This window comes from Agromyces italicus DSM 16388 (genome assembly GCF_000421545.1).
GTDB lineage: Bacteria > Actinomycetota > Actinomycetes > Actinomycetales > Microbacteriaceae > Agromyces > Agromyces italicus.
This window is the reverse complement of the sequence record NZ_ATXF01000006.1, coordinates 158012-181689: the sequence shown is the minus strand read 5'-3', so window position 1 is coordinate 181689 and position 23678 is coordinate 158012. Positions and strand designations below refer to the sequence as shown.

Genomic DNA, 23678 nt, shown 5'->3' with positions numbered 1-23678 from the left:
CGCGCGGCGCTACGCTCTCCACCATGCCCCTGATCGCGCCGCTGACCGCGCTCGCCCTCGCCGCCGCCGGGTTCGCGCTCGGGTGGTGGCCGCTGGCCGCATGGTCGGTGCATTCGATCATTGGCGAGCGGATGCCTCGGCGCACCGCCCTGCGCCTCGCCGCCGCAGTGACGACCGCGGTGACCTTCGGCCTGCTCGGACTGCGCTTCGGCCCCGACTGGATGCTGCCGGCCCTGCTCGCCTTCGCCGCGGGCGCGACCGTGCTCTCGATCGTCGACCTCGTCGAGAAGCGGCTGCCGAACGCGGTGGTGTTCCCGGCGCTCGCCGCGGTGGCGGTGCTGCTGATCCCGGCGACCTGGGTCGCCGGGGAGTGGATGCGGCTCGTCTGGGCGCTCGCCGGTGCCGCGGCGATGTTCGCCGCCTACTTCGTGCTCGCCCTCATCTCGCCGTCGTCGATGGGAATGGGCGACGTGAAACTCGCACTCGTGATCGGGTTGCTCGTCGGCTGGTTCGGGCTGTCGCCCTGGCTCGTCGCCCTGCTCGCCGCGTTCGTGATCGGGGGCGTGGCCTCGCTCGTGGCGCTCGCGCTGAAACGGGTGACGTTGCGGGGGTCGATTCCATTCGGGCCATCGATGCTCGCGGGGGCGCTCGTGGCGGTGCTGCTGGCGGGGTGAGCGCGGGCTGAGGAGGTCGTGCAGCGACTGTCTCGAAATCCGGTGGTCGAGTGGGTTGAGGAGGGAGCGTAGCGACTGTCTCGAAATCCGGTGGTCGAGTGGGTTGAGGAGGGAGCGTAGCGACTGTCTCGAAACCCGGCGGTCGAGTGGGTTGAGGAGGGAGCGTAGCGACTGTCTCGAAATCCGGCGGCGTAGCGAACTCACCAGCGTATCGAGACCCCCGCCCCGCATCGGGGTACATCTGTACCCCGATCGCAGGGTACGTGTGTACCCCAAACCTGTACCCCGTTAAACCCCCAGATTGGGGGTCACGATCACGCATGTTGCGCCGAGAACGCCCGATCTGAGCCAATCGTTGCGTATCGGCGCGGATGCCTCCCCCAAAGTGGGGCATAGGTCACCCAGAATGCGGTGGATACCTTCATGTCACCGCATGTACCTGCAGGCGGATGCACCACCCGACCGGGGAGTGCAGATGTCCCACTACCCGAAGAGGTCCATCATGCTGAAGGCATTCTCGCGTCTCCAGGCGCGTGTCAACTCGCTCCGTACCGAAGAGGAGGGCGCGACTGCGGTCGAGTACGGCCTCATCGTCGCCCTGATCGCTGCCGTCATCGTCGGCGTCGTCGCCCTTCTGGGGCAGGACATCCTTGGGGCTTTCACGACCGTCGAACAGCAGATTCCTTAAGGCGAGGTTTCGACCGGAGTGGCGGACCGCATAGAGCGGCTCGCCACTCTGTGGCACCAAAGAGTGCGTCAATGAGAGGGCATCGCATGGCGACGCATCGAGCACGTGAACGCGGAGCGGCGGCAGTCGAGTTCGCGCTGATCCTGCCCGTCCTACTCACCGTCGTGTTCGGGATCATCGAGTTCGGATGGGCGTTCGGTCAGCAAGTCTCGCTCGGCAACGCGGCGCGCGAAGCGGCGCGCACCATGGCGATTCACTGGGCTGAGCCCGGCGCCGAGGCAGAGGCGATCGCGGAGGGCCTCGCCGCAGCACCTCTCATCCCCGACGCGTCGATCACCTTCACGTCGATGGAGTGCGCACCGACGAATCCCGATGATGAACCGCTCTCGGTGACGGCCGTCGCCACCCTGGAGGCGCCTGGGCTCACCGGGTGGTTCAATTGGCTCCTCGCGCCCGAACGGGTGCTGTCAGCAGAAAGCAAGATGATATGCGGCGGTTGATGGAGCGGATGCGCCGGGAGCGCGGTGCGAGCGCGGTGCTCGTTGCGATTCTGTTGGTGCCGATCTTCGGGATGGCTGCGATCGGCGTCGACACCGGGATGCTGTACTACGAGCGTGCCCAGCTCCAGAATGCGGCGGATTCAGCGGCACTTGCCGTCGCCACGAAGTGCTCTGTGAGTCATTGCCCCACGAATGGCGATACGACGATCGCCTCGAACTTCGCGAACGGCAACTCGGAGGACGACGCCGTCGCGATCGACGACCAGGTGATCGATCGCTCCGCTCGTACCGTGCGGATTGACGTGAGCACGCTCAATGTCGACGGCACGACCTCACCGTTCCACCCGTTCGCGGCGGTGATCGGTGTCACAGACAACGGCCCAGTGACGGCCACAGCGACAGCTCGATGGGCAGCCGGTGACATCACCATCCCCCTTGCACTTTCATCGTGCGAGTTCGAGCGAGGGGTCGGGGCGGCGGGCGCGGAGGATAACGACGAGCATTGGGTGCGGTTCGACCGGAACAAGCCCTGCGATCGGGACAACGATCCGACTGAGCCCGATGTGCCCGGTGGCTTTGGATGGCTCGACCCGCTGCTCGACGATGACGGCAACCCGATCGGCTGCCTCTCGGAGGTCAACAATGACGGCACGACCGCGGGGAGCAATACCGGCAACAACGGCATCGACAACGAGTACGGCATGCTCTGCCACGCGCTGTTCACCGAATCGCTGGTCGGGCAGTCGCTCTACGTCCCGATTTTCGACACGAAGGTGAGCGGCTCGGGCCAGAATGCCGTTGTCCACCTCAAGCACTACGCGAAGGTGGAGATCATCGCGTGGATGTTCGGCGGTACCGGTACCGGGCTCCCGAACGTTTGGGACAACACGAACCAAGACGTCGACAACTTGAACTGCACAGGCAACTGCCGCGCAATACTCCTGAAGTTTCAGGAGTACGTACCGGTCGGTTCCGTGCCCGGCACAGATATCTCAACCACCGTCAGCTTGATCAGCTAGTGCCCGACCCTCACCCCGGCCCTGAAAGACCCCGAACATCATGAAGACCCGAATCATCGGCGCGATCATCGCCCTCATCCTCACAGTCGTCGGCGCGTTCCTTCTTGTCACCTACGTGAGAGGCGCCGATGCGCGCGCCCAGCAGGGCGCCGAGCTCGCTGACGTCTACGTCGTCACGGAGGAAATCCCCAGCGGCACCCCGGGCGAGTCGGTCGGTGATTTTGTCAAGCTCGACAGCGCGCCGCAGCGAAACATCCCTGAAGGTGCCGTGACGAAGCTCTCCGAGCTCAACGGCTTGGTCGCCGACGGCAAGGTGTTCGTCGGAGAGCAACTGCTCGTGGCTCAGTTCGTGTCCCCTGCCGAAAAGGCCTCACGTGGAGACGTGGACGTGCCGGCAGGGATGCAGGAGGTCAGCTTCGCCCTCCCCGTGCAGCGGATGGTCGGAGGCGCGATTCGATCCGGCAGCAAGATCGGTCTGGTCGTTACGAAATACGAAGCTGGAGTCGACATAAAGGACGGTACCCCGACCTTCGTACCCGAGTCCCAGTTCTCGTTCAACGGCGTCTTGGTTACCAACGCGCAGATCGGCGAGAACGTGAGCGACGGCGACTCCTCGGAGGGGAGTGAGACGAGCGGCGACACGATTCTACTCACGGTTGCGCTCGCGACCCACGATGCAGAGCGCCTGGTCTGGGCGATGGAAGGGAACGAGCAGGCGGGTGACTACATCCCCTACGTCGGACTTTGGGCAACCCTGCAGAACGAGGCGACCGATACCTCCGGTTCCGCTCCGGTAAATGAGAGCAACCTCAGATAGTGCTCCCGTACCTGCTCGTCAGTCGATCCGCCGAGTACGAGACCCGGTTGCGGGCTCTGCTCGGCGACCGGCTTGCCGTGGTCCCGGGTGAGTTCCTGACGTTCGGCCCTGAAGCGGTCGTCAGCCGAGTGAATGACGTGCCACGGATCGCGATGCTCGGCCCTGTGCTCAACTACGAAGAGACCCGGGGACTGGTCGACGCGTTGACCGCAAAGCATCCGAACCTCGGGCTGATCGTCGTACGAGAGCAGCGGTCTGACCTCGAAGACTGGGTGGATGAGCTCTCGCTCCACGCCGTACTGAACCCCGACGCCACTGACGAGACCACAGTGGGGTTGCTCGATCGCCTCGCCTTGTGGCTCGTCGCGCACGGGCATGCCGAGTCGCACGACTTCGACGTTCCGGCTGCGGTGGAGGTCGAAGATGCCCCGTTCATCGACGCTGCGGTCGCAGATGAAGTAGTCGTCGATTCGGATCTCGCAGCCGAACTCGCGGCGAGCGACGAGGTCGAACCCGAGGCTCCGATGTGGGAGTTCCCACCGCTCGAGGCCGGGGCCCCGACGGAGGCCATCGCGGTCGTTGCCCCGAAGGGCGGACAGGGCAAGACGACGATCGCGATCAACCTCGCGACCGGACTCGCCGAGGTCGCACCGAACTCGGTGGTACTCGTCGACGCCGATCTGCAGTTCGGCGATATCACAGCTACGCTCGCACTCCAACCGGACAAGACGATCGTCGATGCCGTCGCCGACGCGGCGATCGACGAACTCGTTCTGAAGACGACGCTCACGAGACACGAAGACGGCTTCTTCGTCGTCGCCAGCGCGCCGTCGCCCGAACTCGGAGATCAGGTGGCGCCTGCCGCACTCGCAGATCTCATCAGCAGGCTGCGATCGACCTTCCGATTCGTGGTCATTGATACGACGCCGGGGCTCGGCGAGCACACGCTGGTCACTCTCGAGCACGTCACCGATGCTGTCTTCGTGACCAACATGGGTGTGCCGAGCCTGCGTGCCACTCGCACCGAGTTCGAGTTGCTCACGAAACTCGGACTCATGCCCGGCAATCGACACATCGTGTTGAATCAAGTCGACAAGCACAGCGGGCTCACCATCAAGGACGTCGAGAACATCATCGGTGCGCCCGTCGACATCGAGGTGCCCAAGTCATCGGCGGTGCTGCTCGCCTCGAATCGGGGGGTGCCGCTCATCCACGACGACGTGCGCGACCCCGCGGCGAAGGCGATCCGATCGATCGTGCTCCGCATCGCACCCGAGGCTTTCCCGAAGCGCAGCAAGATCCAGAGAAGGCGGCGATCGAATGAACCTGAATGAGCGATTGAATGCCCTCCGCGGTGAGCGAGACACCGCCGAACCGTTCGGGCCAGCTGTGCAGGAGCCCACCGAATCGCTGGCGCACGACGATGTCGAAACTCCGCCGACACCGCCCGAGCAGCCCCCCACGGCAGCAACGGAGCCCACGTTCTTCCAGCAGACTCCGCCCCGGGTGGCGAACCCGCGCCCAGCTGGAGCGGTGGACCCCTTGTCCGCGGTGAAGGAGAAGGCGGCCCAGGAACTCTTCGGCCGTATCGGTGCACGCCTCAATGACGCCTCCCTGACCGAAGCGCAACTCCACCTCCTCGCGCGTGCCGAACTCGCCGACATCGTCGCGGGCGAACAGTTGGCGCTGTCGACCGCCGAACGAAATCGCTTGATCGAGGATATCGGCGCCGACGTGCTGGGGTACGGGCCGCTCGAGCCTCTGCTCGCAGACCCGACCGTGAGCGAGATCATGGTCAATCGATTCGACCGTCTCTATGTCGAGCGCAATGGTCGACTGCAGGAGTCGCCGCACCGATTCACCGGTGAGCCCCAGTTGCGTCGGGTGATCGAGCGGATCGTCGCGAAGGTTGGCCGCCGTATCGACGAATCATCGCCGCTTGTCGATGCCCGACTCGAAGACGGCTCGCGTGTCAACGCGATCATCCCGCCGCTCGCGGTCGATGGGGCGTCCCTGACTATTCGTAAGTTCGCCGGTACTCCCTACACTGTCCACGACCTCATCAACTTCGGCAGCATGTCGAGGGAGTCAGCGACGGTCCTGGACGCGGCTGTTCGGGCGAAGTTGAACATCTTGGTTTCGGGCGGTACAGGTACCGGTAAGACGACGCTTCTCAATGTACTGTCGGCGTTCATTCCAGGTGACGAACGCATCATCACGATCGAGGACGCGGTCGAGCTCCAGCTTCAGCAGGAGCACGTGGTGCGGCTCGAGTCACGGCCGGCGAACATCGAGGGTCGCGGCGAGATCACGATCCGCGACCTCGTTCGCAACTCACTGCGTATGCGCCCCGACCGCATCGTGGTCGGCGAGGTGCGTGGTGCCGAATCGCTCGACATGCTGCAGGCGATGAACACCGGCCACGAGGGGTCGATCTCGACGCTGCACGCGAACTCGCCCCGCGACGCGGTCTCCCGCATGGAGACGCTCGTGCTCATGGCGGGAATGGACCTCCCGCTGCGGGCGATTCGTGAGCAGATCGCCTCGGCCATCGACATCATCGTCCAGATCACCAGGCACAAGGACGGCGTACGCCGCATCACCCACATTACCGAGGTGCACGGCATGGAGGGCGACATCATCACCCTGCAGGATGCGTTCAGCTTCGACTACTCCGCGGGTTTCGATCACGAGGGCCGGCTGCTCGGGCGCCTCGGCCCGACCGGGGTCCGGCCGCGCTTCGCCGAGCGGATCGCCGACCATGGCATCGTCCTGCCGATGTCGCTCTTCCAGGTCGACCGTATCGAGATGCTCGGAGAAATCCGATGAGCCCGATCCTCATCGTCGGCGGCGTGGCAATCTGTCTGCTCGCATTGCTCGTTCTCGTCTTCTTGGTCATCGCACCGCCCGCTCCGAGGGTCGCGCGCGACCGGCGCCTTGCGCCCGGTGAAGAGCATGTCTCCGCGCTCACCAAGATCACGGATCGGGCCACCGCCGCGATCGACTCTGCGACGACGAACCGCTCCGGCGGCATGTTCAGCCCCGAGGCACTCGAACTCGCCGGGATCAAGACCGAGCGCTCGGGGTTCCTCATCCTCGTCGCATCGGCGACGAGCGTCATGGCGCTCCTCGGTGTGCTCCTCGGGCTCGCGAACGGTTTTTGGCTGATCCTCGCCGTCGTTTTCGGCGCGGCAACCCCGTTTCTCGTGAAGTTCCTGCTCTCGCTCCGCACGTCGCAACGTCAAGCGAAGTTCGCCGACCAGGTCGACGACACGGTGCAGATGCTTGCGGGTGGGTTGCGTGCGGGTCATGGGCTCAGCCGCACTCTCGGTGCGGTGGCGACCGAGGCCGAAGAACCTACGAGTGAGGAGCTCGCTCGAGTTGTCAACGAGACCCGCCTCGGTCGTAACCTCGCTGAGGCGCTCACGAACACCGCGCAACGCATGAAGAGCGCCGACTTCGAATGGGTCGCCCAAGCGATCGCGATCAACCAGGAGACCGGCGGAAACCTCGCGGAGGTGCTCGATCAGGTCGGCCGCACGATCCGCGAGCGCAATCAAATCCGCCGTCACGTCAAGGCGCTGAGCGCGGAGGGCCGTCTGTCGGCGATCGTGCTCGTCGCCCTCCCTATCGGCGTCTTCTTCTTCCTCCTCGTCGTGAACCCGGGATACGTTTCGTTCTTCTTCACCAACCCGATCGGCATCATCGCCCTGGTCGTGGCGTTCCTCCTGCTCATCATCGGTACCGTCTGGGTGAGCTTCTCGGTGAAGGTGAAGTTCTGAGATGCAAATCCTTGGAATCGTCATCGCCGTCGTCACTGCGGTGTGCTTCGGGCTCTTCGTCTTCCTGCTCTTCCCCAAGTCGGCCAAGCAGGAGCCGATGCAAGAAGGCGTGGCCGTCGGGCCTCAAGTCGGACCGGTGCAGCAGGGGTCGATCGGTTCTCGACTGGTCGCTGCCGCGCCGAAGGGGTACATCGGTTGGCTCGAGAAGCAGATCGTCTACGCCGGCCGTCCGAACGGGTGGACACCGAACGCACTGGCGGTGTGGAAGATCCTGCTGCCCATCACTGCGGTGCTGCTCAGTTTGCTCGTGATCTCGCGGTCAGGGCCGCAGCCGATCATGATCTTCCTCGCGATTCTCGTTACAGTGCTCGCGTTCTTTCTCCCCGACGTGCTCATCAATTCACGTGCGCACGACCGGCAGGAGGCCATCGCCGTCGCACTCCCGGATACCCTCGATCAGATGACGATCGCGGTTGAAGCCGGCCTCGGGTTCGATGCAGCGATGGCGAAGTCCGCTCGTGGCGGCAAAGGTCCGCTCTCCGCGGAGCTCGTGCGTGTACTGCAGGACATGTCGATCGGTCGGACACGTCGGGATTCGTTCCATGAACTCGAACAGCGGACGAGCTCGGAAGATCTTCGTCGCTTCTCGCGAGCTGTCGTACAGGCCGACGCCTACGGCATCGCCCTCGGCGATGTGCTGCGCGTCCAGGCGAGCGAGATGCGGCTCAAGCGGCGTCAGCGCGCCGAGGAGCAGGCGCAGAAGGTCACCGTGAAGATCCTCTTCCCGCTGATCTTCTGCCTCCTCCCTGTGTTGTTCATCGTGGTCATGACCCCGGCGGTCGTCGGCGTGATTGAGGCATTCAACCGCACTTGAACCAGCCAGGAGCAACCCAGTCGCGCCTTGCATCAGCGGTCCGGTCAACGCTCGATAGGCTGGCTTCGCGACGAGGGGAGGCGGCGTGGGGGAGACCGAGGCGAGCGTGCGCCCCGCTGATGCAGCCCAGCCGCCCACCTGGCGCCCCGACCTCCTCGGCGACCGCTTCGAGCAGCTCACCCTCCCGCTCGGCAGCGACGACGAGGGCGACGTTGTCGCGACCCTCGTGCGGTATCGCCCGAGGTGGCGGCCGCGGCTCGCGCGCGGCGCGGCATCCGGGGCCGACGTGCTCTACGTGCACGGCTGGAGCGACTACTTCTTCAACCGCGAAATCGCCGAGTTCTGGGCCGGTCTCGGCGCCCGCTTCTACGCGCTCGACCTGCGCAAGTACGGGCGCAGCCTACGACCCGGCCAGACCCATGGGTTCGTCGCCGACCTCGCCACCTACGATGCCGACATCGCTGCCGCGCTCGCCGCGATGGGGCAACCGGATGCCACGGGCCCGGCCTCGGGCCGCCCGCTGATCCTGCTCGGGCACTCGACCGGAGGGCTCACACTCTCGCTCTGGTCGGCGCGGCACCCGGGGCGTGCGGCGGCGCTCGTGCTGAACAGTCCGTGGCTCGAGTTCCAGCTGAGCAAGGTCGGCCGGCAGGCGCTCGCGCCGATGATGGAGCTCGGGGCGCGCGTGCACCCGCTCGCGCCGCTGCCGAACGTCGATCTCGGCTTCTACACACGCGCCGTCGCCCGCGAGCAGGGCGGTGAGTGGGAGTACGACCACGAGTGGCGGCCAGATCGGGGGTTCCCGACGTCGCCGGCCTGGCTCATGGCAATCTTGGCCGGGCACGCGACGGTCGACGCCGGCATCGACGTGGGTGCGCCGGTACTCACCCTGCTGTCGGCGCGGTCGACGATCCTCCCCCGTTGGGACGAGGCGATGCGTTCGAGCGACAGCGTGCTCGTCGTCGACGAGATCGCCCAGCGGGCGCTCAAGCTCGGCCCGTCGGTGACCGTGGCCCGCATCGACGGCGCCCTGCACGACGTCTTCCTGTCGCGCGGCCCGGCGCGTGCCGCCGCCTACGCCGACATCACCCGCTGGCTGCGCGGCTACGGCCCGCGCCGCTGAGGCCCTCCTCCTCCTTCTTCTACTCCCTCTCCTTCTCCTTCCCCTTCCCCTTCCCCTTCTCCTTCTCCTTCCCCTTCCCCTTCCCCTCCTTCTCCTTCTCGGGTTCGTCGCCACTGCGGTGTGACGGCAGACGCCCCTACTTCTGACGGCTCGAACCATTGTGTGGCGGCAAAACGTCGTAGCGGTAGCGCAACGGACCCTGGGCGCGTCGGCGGCGCCCGCAATGTCGCTCGCGGAGCGAGTGGTCCTCCACAGGGAACCGAGCCTGCGGAGTTTCCACGGGTGCGCCGTGGATCGAGGATGAGGGGCGGCATCCCACGCGAGGGTGTTCTGATGCCGAGCGAATTCCCGACGACGTCACATGGCTTCGTGCTTGCGCGCGATGCACGGGCTGCCGGACGACAGTCCGAACTCGAGACCGAAGTTCACGCGCAGCGTCTCGAACGGGTGCGCCGCGGTGTCTACCGCCGGCCGCAGCCCGACCCCGACTCATGGTCGTCAGCACAGCGTGCGGCCGAGGCGCACCGCAGGCAGGTGTACGCGGCATCCGAGACGCTGCGCAACCCGATCTTCACCTCCTACTCGGCCATCGCGCTGCACGGGCTGCCGATCATCGGCGGCTGGCCGCAGCAGGTCTTCGTCCTCGCGCCGGCGGACCACGGGTACCGTCGCTCCAGCACGGTGGGCGTGGCCCGACTCGACGACGTCGCCCTCACCCGGGTCGGCGGGCTCGTCGTGACCTCGATCGAGCATTCGCTCGTCCAGCTGTGCCGGCACGCGACGCTGGGCGCCGCACTCGTCGCGGTCGAAGCCGCGGTCGCCGCGATGCCGTGGACGAACGCGGTCCCACGCACGACGCTCGACCGCCTTCGCGCCGAACATGATCGGCTCACGCCGTATCCCGGGTGTCGCAAGGTGCTCGCGGTGCTCTCGCGAGCATCGTCGCTCTCAGGATCACCGCTCGAGACGTGCAGCAAACTCCGATTCGAGGAGTTCGGATTCCCCACGCCCGCTCAGCAACAGCGATTCTGGCTGCCCGAGGCCGGCATGTTCGCCTACGTCGACTTCCACTGGCCCGACCACGGGGCGGTCGGCGAGGCAGACGGTGACGGCAAGTATCTGTCGACCACGACGACGACCGACGGGGTGCGGGCGCTCATCGACGAGAAGGAGCGCGAGCTGGAGCTACGGCGACAGGTCGGCGCATTCGACAGGTGGCGTTGGCAGCATATGTGGGCCGGCGAACCGCTCGCGCACCGGCTGCGCGGTCTCGGCTTGCCCGCCGGCCCCCGACGCCTCGCCCTCCTCTGAGCCCCGGGCTTCGCGCGCCTGCCGCCACGACCTTTTCACGCCTCACGATCGGCATCCGCACTCGCCGAAGCAGCGTGTGCCGTCAAAAAGTCGTGGCGCCGCACCGCCCACTCCTGGCGTGGCGCCGCACCGTCCACTCCTGGCGTGGCGCCGCCGCCGCCCCACGCGGGTACCGGGCCGGCGCCATCGCCACGGCGCTTTGCCGCCTGACGCCAGATCGTTCGGCGCGCACAGGCAACGTGTGCCGTCAAAAGTTCGTGGCGGCGGGCAGGGCGGGCGGCAGAGCGGGTGGGCCGCGGGCAGGGCGGGCGGCGGGCAGGGCGGGCGGCGGGCTGGGCGCGCGGGCGCGGGCCGGGCGGCCGCGAGCTCAGCGGAAGTTCACGAACTGCAGGGCGACCTCGAGGTCTTTGCCCTTGAGCAGCGCCATCGTCGCCTGCAGGTCGTCGCGGCTCTTCGACGAGACGCGCAGCTCGTCGCCCTGGATCTGGCTCTTGACGCTCTTCGGCGCCTCGTCGCGGATGATCTTCGAGATCTTCTTCGCGTTCTCGCTGTCGATGCCGTTCTTCAGCGCGATCTCGATGCGGAACTCCTTGCCCGACGGGTACGGCTCACCCGAGTCGAGCGACCGCAGCGTGATGCCGCGCTTGATGAACTTCGACTCGACGACCTCGAGCACGGCCTTCACCCGCTCGTCGGTCTGCGCCTTCAGGAGGATCTTCTCGCCGCTCCACTCGACCGACGCGCCCACGTTCTTGAAGTCGTAGCGCTGCTCGACCTCTTTCCGCGCCTGGTTGACGGCGTTCTCAGCCTCCATGTGGTCGACCTTGCTCACGATGTCGAACGTTGAATCTGCCATGCGAGCCAGTCTACCGAGGCGCGAAATCAGACGAACGGATGCCACGGGGCGCGCGCCGTCTCGAAACCGGCAGGAATGCACTCGGGTTTCGGGACGCTCGCTGCGCTCGCTCCTCAACCCACGGACGCCGCTATTCGGGCGGGCGGGCCGTCGAGGAACGCACCCGCAGCTCGTAGGGGAGCTGGGTCGCCGCCGGCGTGGCCGCGTCGACGGTGGGGGGCTCGAGCTCGTCCATCAGGATGTCGACGGCCTGCTCGCCCTGGAGCCTGGGGAACTGGGCGACCGTCGTGAGGCCGAAGAAGTCGGCGAGGTCGTGGTCGTCGATGCCGACAATCGAGACGTCGCGCGGCACGACGAGTCCGAGGTCGCGGGCCGCGAGCGTCGCGCCGATCGCCATCTCGTCGGAGGCGGCGAAGATCGCGGTCGGCCGGTCGTGGGGGGCTCCGAGCAGCTGTTTCGTCGCGTGGTACCCGCCGCGGATCGTGAAGTCGGCCGGGGCGAACAGGCTCGGATCGGGCTCGATGCCGGCGTCGCGCAGCGCCCCCTCGTAGCCGAGCCGCCGGTTGGTCGGCAGGTGGAAGTCGACGTCGAACTCGAGGTCGCCGCCGATGTGGGCGATGCGCCGGTGCCCGAGCCCGATGAGATGCTCGGTCGCGAGCCGCGCCACGGCGACGTCGTCGATCGTGAGGGTGCGCACGCCGGGGATCGGGCCGCCGACGCCGACGAGCGGCTTGCCGAGCTCGTGCAGCCGGGCGACCTCGTGCTCGGTGAGCTCGAGCGAGACGGCGATGACCGCATCGACGCGCTGACGCAGCAGGAAGTGCTCGAACACGCTCGAGCGCTCCTGCCCGTCGCCCGACAGGTTGTAGAGGGTCAGGTCGTAGCCGCGGCGCAGCAGCGCCTGCTGGGCGCCCTCGAGCACCGAGGAGAAGAACCAGCGGTTGAGGAACGGCACGACGACGCCGATGTTGCGGGTGCGCCCGGATGCCAGGGAGGAGGCGTTCGAGGAGACGACGTAGCCGAGGCGAGCCGCGGCATCCTGCACCTTCGCCTTCGAACCCGGCGAGACGTGGCCGCGGCCGCTGAGCGCGCGCGACACCGTCGCGGTGGAGACCCCCGCGAGTTTCGCGACCTCTTCGATGCCGGCCATGGCCCTCATTCCCCGTAACCGCTTGGAATCCTACCGTTCGCACCCGCTCCTTCACGGCGCGGCGCGTTGATCAGGGCGGCCGGTTGGGGCAAGAATGCCTTGGTCAGGGTTTGCCCAAAGGGGTGGTCGGCATGCCCGCCATCCGTCACTCGAAGGGAACCACCGCCGTGAAGTGGGTCAAGCGCATCGTCCTGGGCCTCGTCGTGGTCTTCGCCGCCTTCTACCTGATCACCCGCCCCGAAGACGCCGCCAACGCCGTGCAGGGCGCCGTCGATGCGGTGTTCAACGCCGCGGCCTCGATCGGCACGTTCTTCACCTCGCTCGCGTCCTAGCCCCGAGCGGAGCATGCCGTGAGCCTGTTCGATCCGCACATCGAGCGGCACCTCATCGCCGACGACGGCGAGGTGGTGGTCGACGAGGTGCACAAGCACTGGGCGTCGAACGTGTTCGCCGCGCTCGAGATGGCGGCCGCGGTGCCCGTGCTCCTCCTGCTCGCGTGGCTGCCGTCGCAGTGGTACTGGGTGCCGCTGCTCGGTTCGATCTTCCTCGTTCTGCACGGCGGCTGGCGCATTCTTCAGCGACGCATGGACCGTTTCGTCATCACCAACATGCGGGTGTTCCGGGTTCATGGCATCCTCTCCCAGCGCATCGCGACGATGCCGATCGCCCGAATCCTCGACATCTCGGTGCACAAGCCGCTCATCGGCCGCATCTTCAACTACGGCCATTTCATCTTCGAGTCGGCCGCGCAGGATCAGGGTCTGCGTGAGATCCGCTTCGTCGCCTCGCCGAACCAGCGCGGACTCACGATCCAGCGGGTCATCCAGCGGGCGGGCCTGCGCGGGGGGCCGCGCCCCGCCGCCGAGGAACGCCGTTCGGAGCCCGCCCGAGTCTCGCGCGAGCGAGCCGCATGGACGCGTGCCGAGCAGGCGCGCGCCGAGCAGGCCGCGCTCGACGAGCGGGCCCGCGCCCGCGAGGAGTGGGACCGCGAGCAGAGCTCGCGAGGCGGGCGCGGGAGTGGGCGGGATGCGCGGGAGCCGCGCACCGAGCCGGTGCCGGTGCAGGCGCAGGCGACCGCGCCGCAGGGGCACCAGGGGTGGCTGTCGACCCACGGGCAGCGGCGGAACGCTGCGCCGACCGAGGTGTCGCCCGATGCGTCGGCCGATGCCGGCGACCCGCGCGACCAGAACGACACGGCCGAGATGCCGTGGTGGCGAGCGTCGAACTGAGCCCCGGGGCGAGTTCGCCCGTCGATTTCTTCCACGCGGCCTCGGCGGGTATCCTTGACAGGCCCCCGGTTGTGTGCAGAACGTGGTCGGGTGCGACGGCGAGTTACCCAAGCGGCCAAAGGGATCTGACTGTAAATCAGACTGCTCAGCATTCGGGGGTTCGAATCCCTCACTCGCCACCAGTGAAAGCCCCGGTTCGCCGGGGTTTTCGTGGTTTCATGAGGTGCTGGTTCGGGCGGTTCCGGTGGCGTTCCGGTGGTGGATCCGATGGCGTTCCGGTGCCGATCGCGCGGGCGTGCGCGGGCCAGCCGCGCTAGCTTGAGGGCATGACCGGGCACGTGGCATCCGTCGATCTCGTTCAACTGCTCGCGCTCGCGCGCGACATCGCCGTACAGGCCGCGGAGTTCGCGGCCGCGGCCCGGCTCGCGGGAGTCGAGGTCGCTGCGACCAAGTCGACGCCGACCGACATCGTCACCGCGACCGATCGTGACACCGAGGCGCTCATCCGCGAGCGGATCCTCGCCGCGCGGCCCGACGACGGCATCCTCGGCGAGGAGGACACCGCCCGCGTCGGGACGAGCGGGCTCACCTGGGTCGTCGACCCGATCGACGGCACCGTGAACTTCCTCTACGGGCTGCCGAGCTGGGCGGTGAGCATCGCCGTCGTCGAGGGTCCGGCCGAGCCGTCGAGCTGGCACGCCCTCGTCGGGGTCGTCGTGAACGGGTCGACGGGTGAGGTCTTCGAGGCCAGCGCAGGCGGGGGAGCACGGGTGAGCGGGGGTGTCGTGGGCGGGATGCTGCCCCGGGCGGCGTCGGCGGCGTCGGCGGGGTCGGTAGGGTCGGCAGCGTCGGCGGAGTCGGCGCCGCAGGCGCTCCAGGTCAACACGGGCGTACCGCTCGCACGCGCACTCGTCGGCACCGGCTTCGGGTACTCGGCGGAGCGCCGGCGAGAACAGGCCGAGGTGCTGCTCGCGGTGCTCCCGCAGGTGCGCGATGTGCGGCGCAACGGCTCGGCGGCCCTCGAGATGAGCGCGCTCGCCGCAGGCAGGCTCGACGCGTTCTACGAGCGCGGGCTCGCGCCGTGGGATCACGCCGCCGGGGCGCTCATCGCGCGGGAGGCGGGCGCGGTCGTCGGCGGCGCGCGCGGAGGGCGCGAGGGCGAAGAACTCGTCGTCGCCGCCGCGCCCGGACTCTACGAGGAGCTCGTCGCCGCGCTCGCCGCGGCCGGCGCGGGAACCTGACGAACGCGTCGGCGGTGACGACGCGGAATTCGGCCGTTCACCCGCCGGTCTCCGCTGATTCGCGTGGCGTTCACCGATGATTCCGGGTAGTCTTTACCAACCTGTTACCTCGGCGCGTGCCGTCGGGGTGAGCACCTCCTCCGACAGAACCCTCGCCCCCGACGCCGAAAGCCCCTACACGTGCTCGAGTCCCCCCTCGTGCCCGACGGATCAACGCCAGGCACCCGCGCTGAAGTGCGGCCCGGGCGACCCCTGACCCGTCGCGAGCTGCGCGAACTCGAGACCGAGGCGGCACGGCAGGCAGAGCTGGCGAGCGGCGCTCTTCGGGCGCCCGCGCCGGCCACCGGTGCGGATGCCTCGGCGCAGGCCCCGTGGGTGCAGCAGGCGTCGGCGCAGCAGGCCCCGGTTCACCAGGTGCCGGCACAACACGTGCCCCCGCAGCCGGCCCCGGCCCCACACGCGCCGGCCCAGCTCGCGGCAGAGCCGCGGCCGGTCCATCCCAGCTTCGACGAGTTGTTCTCGGGCTCGAAAGCCCCGACCCCGTCGCCCGTCGCCGAAACCCGGCAGACACTCCGTTCCACCCCTGCAGCGCCCTTCGAGGCCGAGCCGATCGACCACCCGGTTGCCCGCCGCTCGGCCTCCGTCATGTCCGCGGGCGCCCAGCCCGCCGAGGCGCCCGTCGCCCCCGCACGCAGGTCCCAACCGCACGCGGTCGAATCGCCCGCGGTCGCGCCGCACGCGGTCGCGCCCACGCCCGCGGCATCGGAGCACGCCGGTTTCGACGATCTCTTCGCCGGGCTCGGCGACGAGGGCGCGGCCGACCTCGCCGACACCGGCCGCCGGTCGGGTCGTGCCGACCGCGGAGCGCGCGACCGCAAAGCGGAGAAGGGCGGCCGCAAGGCTGAGAAGCCGGCCAAGGCCGCCAAGGGTCGTTTCGGTGCGAAGCCGCAGCCCGAGGTCGCTGCCGCGCCCGCGCCCGGGCCCGCTCAGATCACCGGCGGAGCCGCCACCGCGGCCGCCGCCGCATCGGCCTCGGCCGACTTCGCCTCGCTCATCACCGCCGCCGCGGCCGGGCCGCGCACCGAACCGATCGTCGTGCCGATGTCGCGGCCCGAACCGCTCGCCGGCGCGAGCGAGACCCCCGCCGCCCCGCGCGGCGGCGTCGCGGAGAGCGACGACCTCGCCGCGATGATCGCCGCCGCCGGTGCCGAGGCCGAGGCGTACGCGGCACAGCCCGCCTCCCGGCGCGCGAACATCGGCGACGGCCCCGAGTCCCACCCCGCGGCATCCGCCCGTCGCGCCGCAGGCGGCTCGTCGCGCGTCACCGGCCGCACGGCCGCGGCCGGCGCCCGCCCTGTGGCATCCGCCTCGCAGCCGGTTCGCCCGGCCCGGCGCCGCAATCGCACCCGCAGCATCGCCAGCGTCGTCGCGATGGGCTTCGCGGCGATGCTCGCCGTCGCCACCTCGGTGCCCTCGATGTCGCTGCTCACGCACGCCGAAGTGCAGGCGATGGCGCTCGAGGGCGCGACGACGACCACGATCGACGGCCAGCGCGTGCAGATCAACGACGGAGTGCTCGCTCAGGGCGTCGAGAGCGAGGGCTACAAGACGCAGACCATCGAGGAGTACGCCGAGGCCGCGGGCATCCGTGCCGAGGCGACGTTCACGAACAACCCGGCCGGCACCGTGCAGTGGCCCTTCGCCGTCGGCGTGCACATCGGCGACCGCTACGGCTACCGCGACTGCGCGGGCTGTTCGAGCGACCACCACGGGCAGGACTTCAACCCGGGCTACGGCGCCGACATCCAGGCCGTCGCCGACGGCGTCGTGGTCGAGTCGACCGACGCGGGCGGATCGCTCGGCACGGTCATCATGATCGAGCACGAGATCGACGGCCAGACCATCGCGAGCGTCTACGCGCACATGATCGAGGGATCGCGTCTCTTCGAGATCGGCGAGACCGTCGAGGTCGGCGATGTCATCGGCGAGACCGGCAACACCGGTATGTCGACGGGCCCGCACCTCCACTTCGAGATCCGCATCGGCGGCATGGACGGCGAGTGGGTCGACCCGCTCGAGTGGCTGTACGCCAACACCAACTGACGCCGGGGCGCCCTGCGGGGCAGGGGAGTCTCGCCGGCCCTGCCGATAGAACTTGCAGGACGAGCGGGGCGGCAGGGGCTGTGGGGGCAGTGCCGATCGGAGAGTCCTGCATGTCGCGCCGGTTCTCCACAGTTCCCGGCCAGCGGCCCGCCTCGCGGCGCGGAGCCGCGAGACTCGAGGGATGAGCAACGAGACTCGAGCGGTCGCCAACTGGATTCGACGGAACGGCGGCGCCGTGCCTGCGCGCGAGCTCGACGCCGTGGGAATCCGGCGCGAGCAGGTGGGCTCTGCGGTCGCCGCGGGCTCGGTGATTCGCGTTCGTCAGCGCTGGTACGCGGTGCCCGATGCACCGGCCGATATCGTGCGGGCGGTTCGCGTCGGAGGGGCTGCGACCGCGGCATCCATCGCGAAGATCCATGGGCTGTGGGAGGACGGCGACGAGCTGCTGCATGTCCGGGTGCATCGTTCGGCCGCACGCCTGAAGTCGCCGACGCCGGCGGATCCGACGCCGACCCGCCCGACGGAGGGCGCTGTCGCGAACGCCGCGATCCGGGCTCCCGCCCTCGCCCCGCTCGACGCGAAGAAGGATCGCGTCTGCGTGCACTACCGATCGGACCCGCCGATCCGGAGCGGGCGAGACCCGCTCGCGGTCGCACTCGCCGAGATGCTGCACTGCACCGACCGCGATGCCGCGATCACGACGATCGATTCGGCACTCGCCCGCGGTGAGGTCCGGCTCGACGAGATCCGCGCCTCAGCGAGCCCGGGTCGTCGGCGCATCCTCGACCGTTGTGCCGAAGGGTCGGAGTCGGGGATCGAGACGAAGGTCCGGCTGCTGCTGCGCGCGCGGAACATCCGGCATCGCACCCAGGTGTCGCTTCCGCCGGTCGGCCGGGTCGATCTGCTCGTGGGCGAACGGCTCGTGATCGAGGTCGACGGTTCGCAATTCCATTCAGGGCCGGTCGAGTTCGAGAACGACCGGCGCCGCGACTTCGAACTCGCGATGCGCGGGTACCTCGTGCTCCGACTCAGTTACACCATGGTCGTCGACGAGTGGGAGGTCACGAGCCGCGGAATCCTCGAGCTCATCGCGCGCGGAGCGCATCGATGGGGCGCGCGGAGCACGCCCTCGGACGGGCTCGGCATGTCGTTGAAGCGGCTCGGCCGGTACGACGACGCGCCGCTCGCCGCGCAGTTCGCCGCTCGCTGAGGCCCACTTGCAGGATGAGCGGGTCGGCACCTCGAAAATACGGGGGCGGTGACCCGCTCATCCTGCAAGCGCACGCGAGCGCGAGCGGCAAGCGCACGCGAGCGGCAAGCGCACGCAAGCGGCAAGCGCACGCGAGCGCACGCGAGCGGCAGACCGCGCCCGGTCAGGCGGCGCGCAGCCAGACGGTGGTGTCGCCGGGCAGCAGGGCGGATGCCTCGTCGAGCGGGCCGCTCGCGAGCAGCACCTCGCGCGCGGGCAGGGCCACGGGCGCCGAGCCGGTGTTCGCCACGACGTTGACGTCGCCGTTGCGGAACGACAGCACTTCGGCGGTCGATCCGGCCAGCCACTCGAGCGAGCCGGAGGCGAGGCCGTGCGTGCGGCGCCCGGCGAGGAGCGCCCGGTAGAGCGAGAGCGTCGATCCCGAGGCCCCGCGCTGCGCGTCGCGCGCGAACGACGCCCACGATGCGGGCTGGGGGAGCCACGCGGCATCCGTGGGGCCGAAGCCGTACGACGGCGCGGAGGCCGTCCAGGGCAGCGGCACGCGGCATCCGTCGCGACCGTACCGCTCGCCGTTCGTGCGGAACCAGGTCGGGTCCTGGCGGGCGTCGTCGGGCAGCTCGACGACCTCGGGCAGGCCGAGTTCTTCGCCCTGGTAGAGGTACGCCGAGCCGGGCAGGGCGAGCATGAGCGCGGTCGCCGCGCGGGCGCGGCGGAGTCCGGTCGCGGGGTCGCCGAGGCCGGGGGTGCGGGGGCCGACGCCGTGGCCCTGCGGGTTCGGCTCGGTGAGCGCGAGGCGGGTGGCGTGGCGCACGACGTCGTGGTTCGAGAGCACCCAGGTCGACGGGGCGCCGACGGCCGCGAAGGCGTCGATCGAGTCGTCGATCACCCGGCGCAGGGCGTCGGCCTGCCACGGGGTCTCGAGGTAGGCGAAGTTGAAGGCCTGGTGCATCTCGTCGGGGCGCACCCACTTCGCGACCTGCGACAGCGGGTCGACCCACGCCTCGGCGGCGAGGATGCGCTCGCCCGGGTAGGTGTCGAGCAGTGCCCGCCAGTCGCGGTAGATCTCGTGCACGCCCTCCTGGCCCCAGTAGGGGGCGCGGTCGCCGGGCTCGGTCGAGATGGCGGGCTCGAGGGCGACGCCGGCACCGCCGACGCCCCCCGCGCCGCCCATGCTGCCGCCCTCGGCGGGCGGGGTCCAGTCGGGCAGGCCCTCGGCCTTGACCATGCCGTGCGCGACGTCCACCCGGAATCCGTCGACGCCGCGGTCGAGCCAGAAGCGCAGGATGCGGCGGAACTCCTCGCGGACCTCCTCGTTGGTCCAGTCGAAGTCGGGCTGCGAGGAGTCGAAGAGGTGGAGGAACCACTGGCCGGGCGTGCCGTCGGGCTCGGTGATGCGGGTCCACGCGGGGCCGCCGAAGACCGACTCCCAGTTGTTCGGGGGCAGCTCGCCGCCCTCGCCGTGGCCGTCGCGGAAGAGGTAGCGGGCGCGCTCGGCACTGCCCGCGGGCGCGGCGAGGGCGGCCTCGAACCAGGCGTGCCGGTCGCTCGAATGGTTCGGAACGAGGTCGACGATGACTCGGATGCCTCGGGTGTGCGCTTCTTCGACCATGGCGTCGAAGTCGGCGAGAGTGCCGAAGAGCGGGTCGATGTCGCAGTAGTCGGCGACGTCGTAGCCGGCGTCGCGCTGGGGCGAGGTGTAGAACGGCGAGAGCCAGATCGCGTCGATGCCGAGCTCGGCCAGCTCGCCGAGGCGGGCCGTGATGCCGGCCAGGTCGCCCATGCCGTCACCGTTCGCGTCGGCGAAGGAGCGGGGGTAGATCTGGTAGATCGCGGCGGTGCGCCACCATTCGGAAGTCATGACGGAAACTGTACGACATCTCGATACCGCGTGGAAACGCTTGCAGATTTCGCATGATGCTGGATGGTCACGAACCGATATCGATCGCGCTCGGCCGGTTTGGTGTGAGACGGAAAGCAGGGTATACCTGTAATCGCTTGCAATCGCGAGTGACACAGGAAGAACGGCCTTTCGGGTACGGTGTGCGATTCGAGCCACTGGGCGAAGGCGCCGATCTCACGCACACTGAGAAGGACACACCAATGAGGGTGAACAGGAAGAGCCTCCTTGCGGCCGGTGCGGTCGCGGTCGTCGCAACGCTCGGTCTCGCCGGTTGCGCGGGTGCCGACGGCGGTTCCGACACCGAGTCGAGTGCGAGCAGCACGCTGACCGTCTGGGTCGACGCCGAGCGCGTCGACGCGCTGAAGGGCGCGGCCAAGGCCTACCAGGACGAAAGCGGCGTCGAGGTCAAGCTCGTCGGCAAGGACAACGCCGACATCAAGGACGACTTCATCCAGCAGGTGCCGACCGGCAAGGGTCCCGACATCACCATGGGCGCCCACGACTGGCTCGGCGAGCTCTCGACCAACGGCGTCGTCGCCCCGATCGAGCTCGGCGACTCCGCCGCCGACTACCTGAAGGTCGCCGTGGATGCCTCGACCTACGAGGGCACCACGTACATGCTCCCCTACGCGGTCGAGAACATCGCGGTGCTCCGCAACGCCGACCTCATCCCAGAGGCCGCGACGAGCTTCGACGACATGCTCGCCAAGGGCACCGCGGCCGGCCTCACCCAGCCGTTCGTCGTCGAGCAGGGCGCCGAGGGCAACCCGTACCACCTGTACCCCTTCCAGACCGCGTTCGGCGCCCCCGTCTTCGGCAGCGACGAGAACGGCTACAACGCCGACGACCTCCAACTCGGCAACGCCGGCGGCGAGGCCTTCGCGGCGTGGCTCGGCACGCAGGGCAAGAACGGCACCAAGGCGTTCAACACCGACATCGACGGCGACATCGCGAAGGACAGCTTCCTCACCGGCAAGTCGGCCTTCTGGCTGACCGGCCCGTGGAACGTCGGCGCTGCCGTCGACGCCGGCATCAACGTCGCGATCGACCCGGCACCGAGCCCCACCGGCGACCCCACCCAGCCGTTCGCCGGCGTCAAGGGCTTCTTCGTCTCCGCAGAATCGAAGAACAAGGTCGCCGCGAACGACTTCCTCGTGAACTACCTGGGCAGCGAAGAGACCCAGCTCGAGCTGTTCGAGGCCGGCAACATCCTCCCCGCGAACTCCGGCGCCGCCGAGACCGCGTCGAGCGACCCGATCATCGAGGGCTTCGCCGCCGTCGGTGCCGACGCCGTCCCGATGCCCGCCATCCCCGCGATGGGCAAGGTCTGGCAGTACTGGGGCATCGCCGAGGCCGACATCATCAACGGTGCCGACCCGGTCGCCACGTGGCAGAAGCTCGCCGCCGACGTGCAGGCGGCGATCGACGCCGGTTGAACCTTCCGGTGGTCGAGTAGCGCGAAGCGCGTATCGAGACCTGGTCACCAGGTCTCGATACGGCCCTGGCGGGCCTGCTCGACCACCGGCTTTCCGGCGACGAAGATGAGAAAGACAGGCACATGAGCATTGCGACCGAGGAGGACGTCCGCGAGGACGCGCCGCCGAAGCAGACGAAGCAGCAGCGTCGCGCTGCGGGCATCGCCGAACAGGCCTCCGGCGGCATCAAGGTGCTGCTCGTGAAGCTGCTGGCGCTCGGCCTGGTCGACGCGCTCGCGCTGTACGCCGTGTTCGTGCTCGCGCTGCACGAGCAGTGGGCGGTGCTCGTCATCGTCGCCGCCGTCACGGCGCTCGTGAACTGGATCTACTTCTCACGCCGCAGGCTCCCCGCGAAGTACCTCACGCCGGGGGTCATCTTCCTCGTCGTGTTCCAGGTGTTCGTGCTCCTCTACACGGGGTACATCGCCTTCACGAACTACGGCACGGGCCACAATGGCTCGAAGGAGCAGGCCGTCTCCTCGCTCATGGCTTCGTCGCTCGAGCGCGTCGAGGACTCGCCCGCCTACCCCGTCACCGTCGTCGAGCGCGGCGGCGAGCTCGGGCTGCTCGTCACCGACCCCGAGGGCGACGCCCTCGTCGGCACCAACGAAGAACCGCTCGCCGAGGCATCCGGGGCCGAGTTCGACGGCGACGTCGCCGTCTCGGCCGACGGCTGGAACACGCTCCAGTTCGCCGACGTGCTCGAGCGCACCGACGAGGTGACCGCGCTCGCGGTGCCCGCCTCCGACGACCCGAACGACGGCGCGATCCGCACGCCCGACGGGTCGAGCGGCTACCTGTACGTCTCGACGCTCGAGTACGACGAGGCCGCCGGCACCATGACCGACCTCTCGACCGGCACGGTCTACTCCGACACCGGCGTCGGCGCGTTCACCGCCGAAGGCGGCGAGCAGCTGCTGCCCGGCTGGCAGATCACGGTCGGCTTCGACAACTTCGTGCGCGCCGTCACCGACACACGCCTCGCGGGCCCCCTGCTCTACGTGACCGCGTGGACCTTCGCGTTCGCGCTCGTCTCGGTCGCATCGACCTTCTTCCTCGGCCTCTTCCTCGCGATCGTCTTCAACGACCTGCGCATGCGGGGCCGCAAGATCTACCGCGTGCTGATGATCCTGCCGTACGCGATCCCCTCGTTCCTGTCGGCGCTCGTCTGGGCGGGCATGATGAACGAGAGCTTCGGCTTCATCAACCAGGTGCTGTTCGGCGGGGCGTCCATACCGTGGCTGACCGACCCCCTGCTCGCGAAGGTCTCGATCCTCATCGTGAACCTGTGGCTCGGCTTCCCTTACATGTTCCTCGTGTGCATGGGGGCGCTCCAGTCGATCCCCGACGACATCCAGGAGGCCGCGAAGGTCGACGGCGCGAAGCCGTGGGCGATCTTCCGCCTGATCAAGCTGCCGCTCCTGCTCGTCACCGTCGCGCCGCTGCTGATCGCCTCGTTCGCCTTCAACTTCAACAACTTCAACACGATCTACATGCTCACCGACGGCGGGCCGCGCGACTCGAACGCGCCGATCCCGGTCGGGTTCACCGACATCCTGATCACGATGGTCTACAAGGTCGCGTTCACCGGTCAGACCCGTGACTACGGTCTCGCGAGCGCCTACTCGATCATCATCTTCATCGTGGTCGCGGTGATCTCGATCATCGCGTTCCGCCGAACCAAGAGCCTCGAGGAGCTGAACTGATGGCCGCTCGCAAGGTGGTG

At 68.6% G+C, this 23678-nt stretch carries 21 protein-coding genes and 1 tRNA gene; 19 read left to right on the top strand and 3 right to left on the bottom strand.

The window, feature by feature from the left end:
- The first annotated feature begins 23 nt into the window (after positions 1-23).
- The 11 genes from H516_RS19325 (at position 24) to H516_RS0108800 (ending at position 10788) form a co-directional block, all read left to right on the top strand.
- Positions 24-674 carry a prepilin peptidase gene (locus H516_RS19325; protein ID WP_022889362.1) on the top strand — a complete coding sequence of 217 codons (651 nt, stop codon included), beginning with the start codon at positions 24-26 and terminating at the stop codon, positions 672-674.
- A 502-nt stretch (positions 675-1176) separates the two neighbouring features.
- The gene (locus H516_RS0108845; RefSeq protein WP_026378598.1) at positions 1177-1362 is read left to right on the top strand and encodes a Flp family type IVb pilin; all 186 of its coding nucleotides are present in this window, start codon (positions 1177-1179) and stop codon (positions 1360-1362) included.
- Positions 1363-1448: 86 nt separating this feature from the next.
- Complete coding sequence (locus H516_RS19320) at positions 1449-1862, top strand: TadE/TadG family type IV pilus assembly protein (RefSeq protein WP_026378597.1); 414 nt, start codon at positions 1449-1451, stop codon at positions 1860-1862.
- Positions 1862-2881 carry a pilus assembly protein TadG-related protein gene (locus H516_RS0108835; protein ID WP_022889359.1) on the top strand — a complete coding sequence of 340 codons (1020 nt, stop codon included), beginning with the start codon at positions 1862-1864 and terminating at the stop codon, positions 2879-2881. The genes H516_RS19320 and H516_RS0108835 overlap by 1 nt, the downstream gene beginning before the upstream one ends.
- A gap of 40 nt (positions 2882-2921) precedes the next feature.
- Entirely contained in the window at positions 2922-3698 is a 777-nt protein-coding gene (cpaB, locus tag H516_RS0108830; RefSeq protein ID WP_022889358.1) for a Flp pilus assembly protein CpaB, read from the top strand.
- A complete protein-coding gene (locus H516_RS21310; protein WP_022889357.1) occupies positions 3698-5032 on the top strand; it encodes a CpaE/TadZ family protein in 1335 nt (444 codons plus the stop codon). Before cpaB ends, H516_RS21310 begins: the two co-directional genes overlap by 1 nt.
- Positions 5019-6527 (top strand): TadA family conjugal transfer-associated ATPase, encoded by a 1509-nt coding sequence (locus tag H516_RS19310; protein ID WP_051138753.1) that lies wholly within the window; start codon positions 5019-5021, stop codon positions 6525-6527. Before H516_RS21310 ends, H516_RS19310 begins: the two co-directional genes overlap by 14 nt.
- Positions 6524-7480: a type II secretion system F family protein gene (locus H516_RS0108815; RefSeq protein ID WP_022889355.1), complete on the top strand. Its 957-nt coding sequence runs from the start codon at positions 6524-6526 to the stop codon at positions 7478-7480. The genes H516_RS19310 and H516_RS0108815 overlap by 4 nt, the downstream gene beginning before the upstream one ends.
- A 1-nt stretch (position 7481) precedes the next feature.
- Positions 7482-8354 carry a type II secretion system F family protein gene (locus H516_RS19305; RefSeq protein WP_022889354.1) on the top strand — a complete coding sequence of 291 codons (873 nt, stop codon included), beginning with the start codon at positions 7482-7484 and terminating at the stop codon, positions 8352-8354.
- An 85-nt stretch (positions 8355-8439) separates the two neighbouring features.
- A complete protein-coding gene (locus H516_RS0108805; protein ID WP_022889353.1) occupies positions 8440-9477 on the top strand; it encodes an alpha/beta hydrolase in 1038 nt (345 codons plus the stop codon).
- Between the two features lie 333 nt (positions 9478-9810).
- On the top strand, positions 9811-10788 hold the full coding sequence (locus H516_RS0108800; RefSeq protein WP_022889352.1) for a hypothetical protein: 978 nt from the start codon (positions 9811-9813) through the stop codon (positions 10786-10788).
- A gap of 367 nt (positions 10789-11155) precedes the next feature.
- On the opposite strand, the gene H516_RS0108795 is transcribed toward H516_RS0108800, so the two are convergent.
- Together H516_RS0108795 and H516_RS0108790 are read right to left on the bottom strand one after the other, a co-directional pair.
- The gene (locus H516_RS0108795; RefSeq protein WP_022889351.1) at positions 11156-11644 is read right to left on the bottom strand and encodes a YajQ family cyclic di-GMP-binding protein; all 489 of its coding nucleotides are present in this window, start codon (positions 11642-11644) and stop codon (positions 11156-11158) included.
- 130 nt (positions 11645-11774) lie between these two features.
- Positions 11775-12794 (bottom strand): LacI family DNA-binding transcriptional regulator, encoded by a 1020-nt coding sequence (locus H516_RS0108790; protein ID WP_022889350.1) that lies wholly within the window; start codon positions 12792-12794, stop codon positions 11775-11777.
- A gap of 131 nt (positions 12795-12925) precedes the next feature.
- On the opposite strand from H516_RS0108790, the gene H516_RS19300 reads away from it, so the two are divergent.
- From H516_RS19300 to H516_RS21300, 6 genes are all read left to right on the top strand, one after another.
- A complete protein-coding gene (locus H516_RS19300; RefSeq protein ID WP_051138772.1) occupies positions 12926-13126 on the top strand; it encodes a hypothetical protein in 201 nt (66 codons plus the stop codon).
- Positions 13127-13144: 18 nt separating this feature from the next.
- Complete coding sequence (locus tag H516_RS21720) at positions 13145-14023, top strand: PH domain-containing protein (protein WP_022889348.1); 879 nt, start codon at positions 13145-13147, stop codon at positions 14021-14023.
- Between the two features lie 97 nt (positions 14024-14120).
- Positions 14121-14205 (top strand) — tRNA-Tyr (locus H516_RS0108770).
- Between the two features lie 144 nt (positions 14206-14349).
- Positions 14350-15264, top strand: coding sequence for an inositol monophosphatase family protein (locus H516_RS0108765; protein WP_022889347.1), 915 nt, complete (start codon positions 14350-14352; stop codon positions 15262-15264).
- Between the two features lie 180 nt (positions 15265-15444).
- Positions 15445-17367, top strand: a complete 1923-nt coding sequence (locus H516_RS22830; protein WP_157432206.1) for a peptidoglycan DD-metalloendopeptidase family protein — start codon at positions 15445-15447, stop codon at positions 17365-17367.
- Positions 17368-17548: 181 nt separating this feature from the next.
- Positions 17549-18577: an endonuclease domain-containing protein gene (locus H516_RS21300; protein WP_022889345.1), complete on the top strand. Its 1029-nt coding sequence runs from the start codon at positions 17549-17551 to the stop codon at positions 18575-18577.
- A gap of 163 nt (positions 18578-18740) precedes the next feature.
- Here H516_RS21300 and H516_RS19270 read toward each other — a convergent pair whose 3' ends face one another.
- Positions 18741-20435, bottom strand: a complete 1695-nt coding sequence (locus H516_RS19270; protein ID WP_022889344.1) for a glycoside hydrolase family 13 protein — start codon at positions 20433-20435, stop codon at positions 18741-18743.
- 242 nt (positions 20436-20677) lie between these two features.
- On the opposite strand from H516_RS19270, the gene H516_RS0108745 reads away from it, so the two are divergent.
- Positions 20678-21913 (top strand): sugar ABC transporter substrate-binding protein, encoded by a 1236-nt coding sequence (locus tag H516_RS0108745; RefSeq protein WP_022889343.1) that lies wholly within the window; start codon positions 20678-20680, stop codon positions 21911-21913.
- A 122-nt stretch (positions 21914-22035) separates the two neighbouring features.
- Positions 22036-23658: an ABC transporter permease subunit gene (locus H516_RS0108740; RefSeq protein WP_022889342.1), complete on the top strand. Its 1623-nt coding sequence runs from the start codon at positions 22036-22038 to the stop codon at positions 23656-23658.
- Positions 23659-23678: the final 20 nt, after the last annotated feature.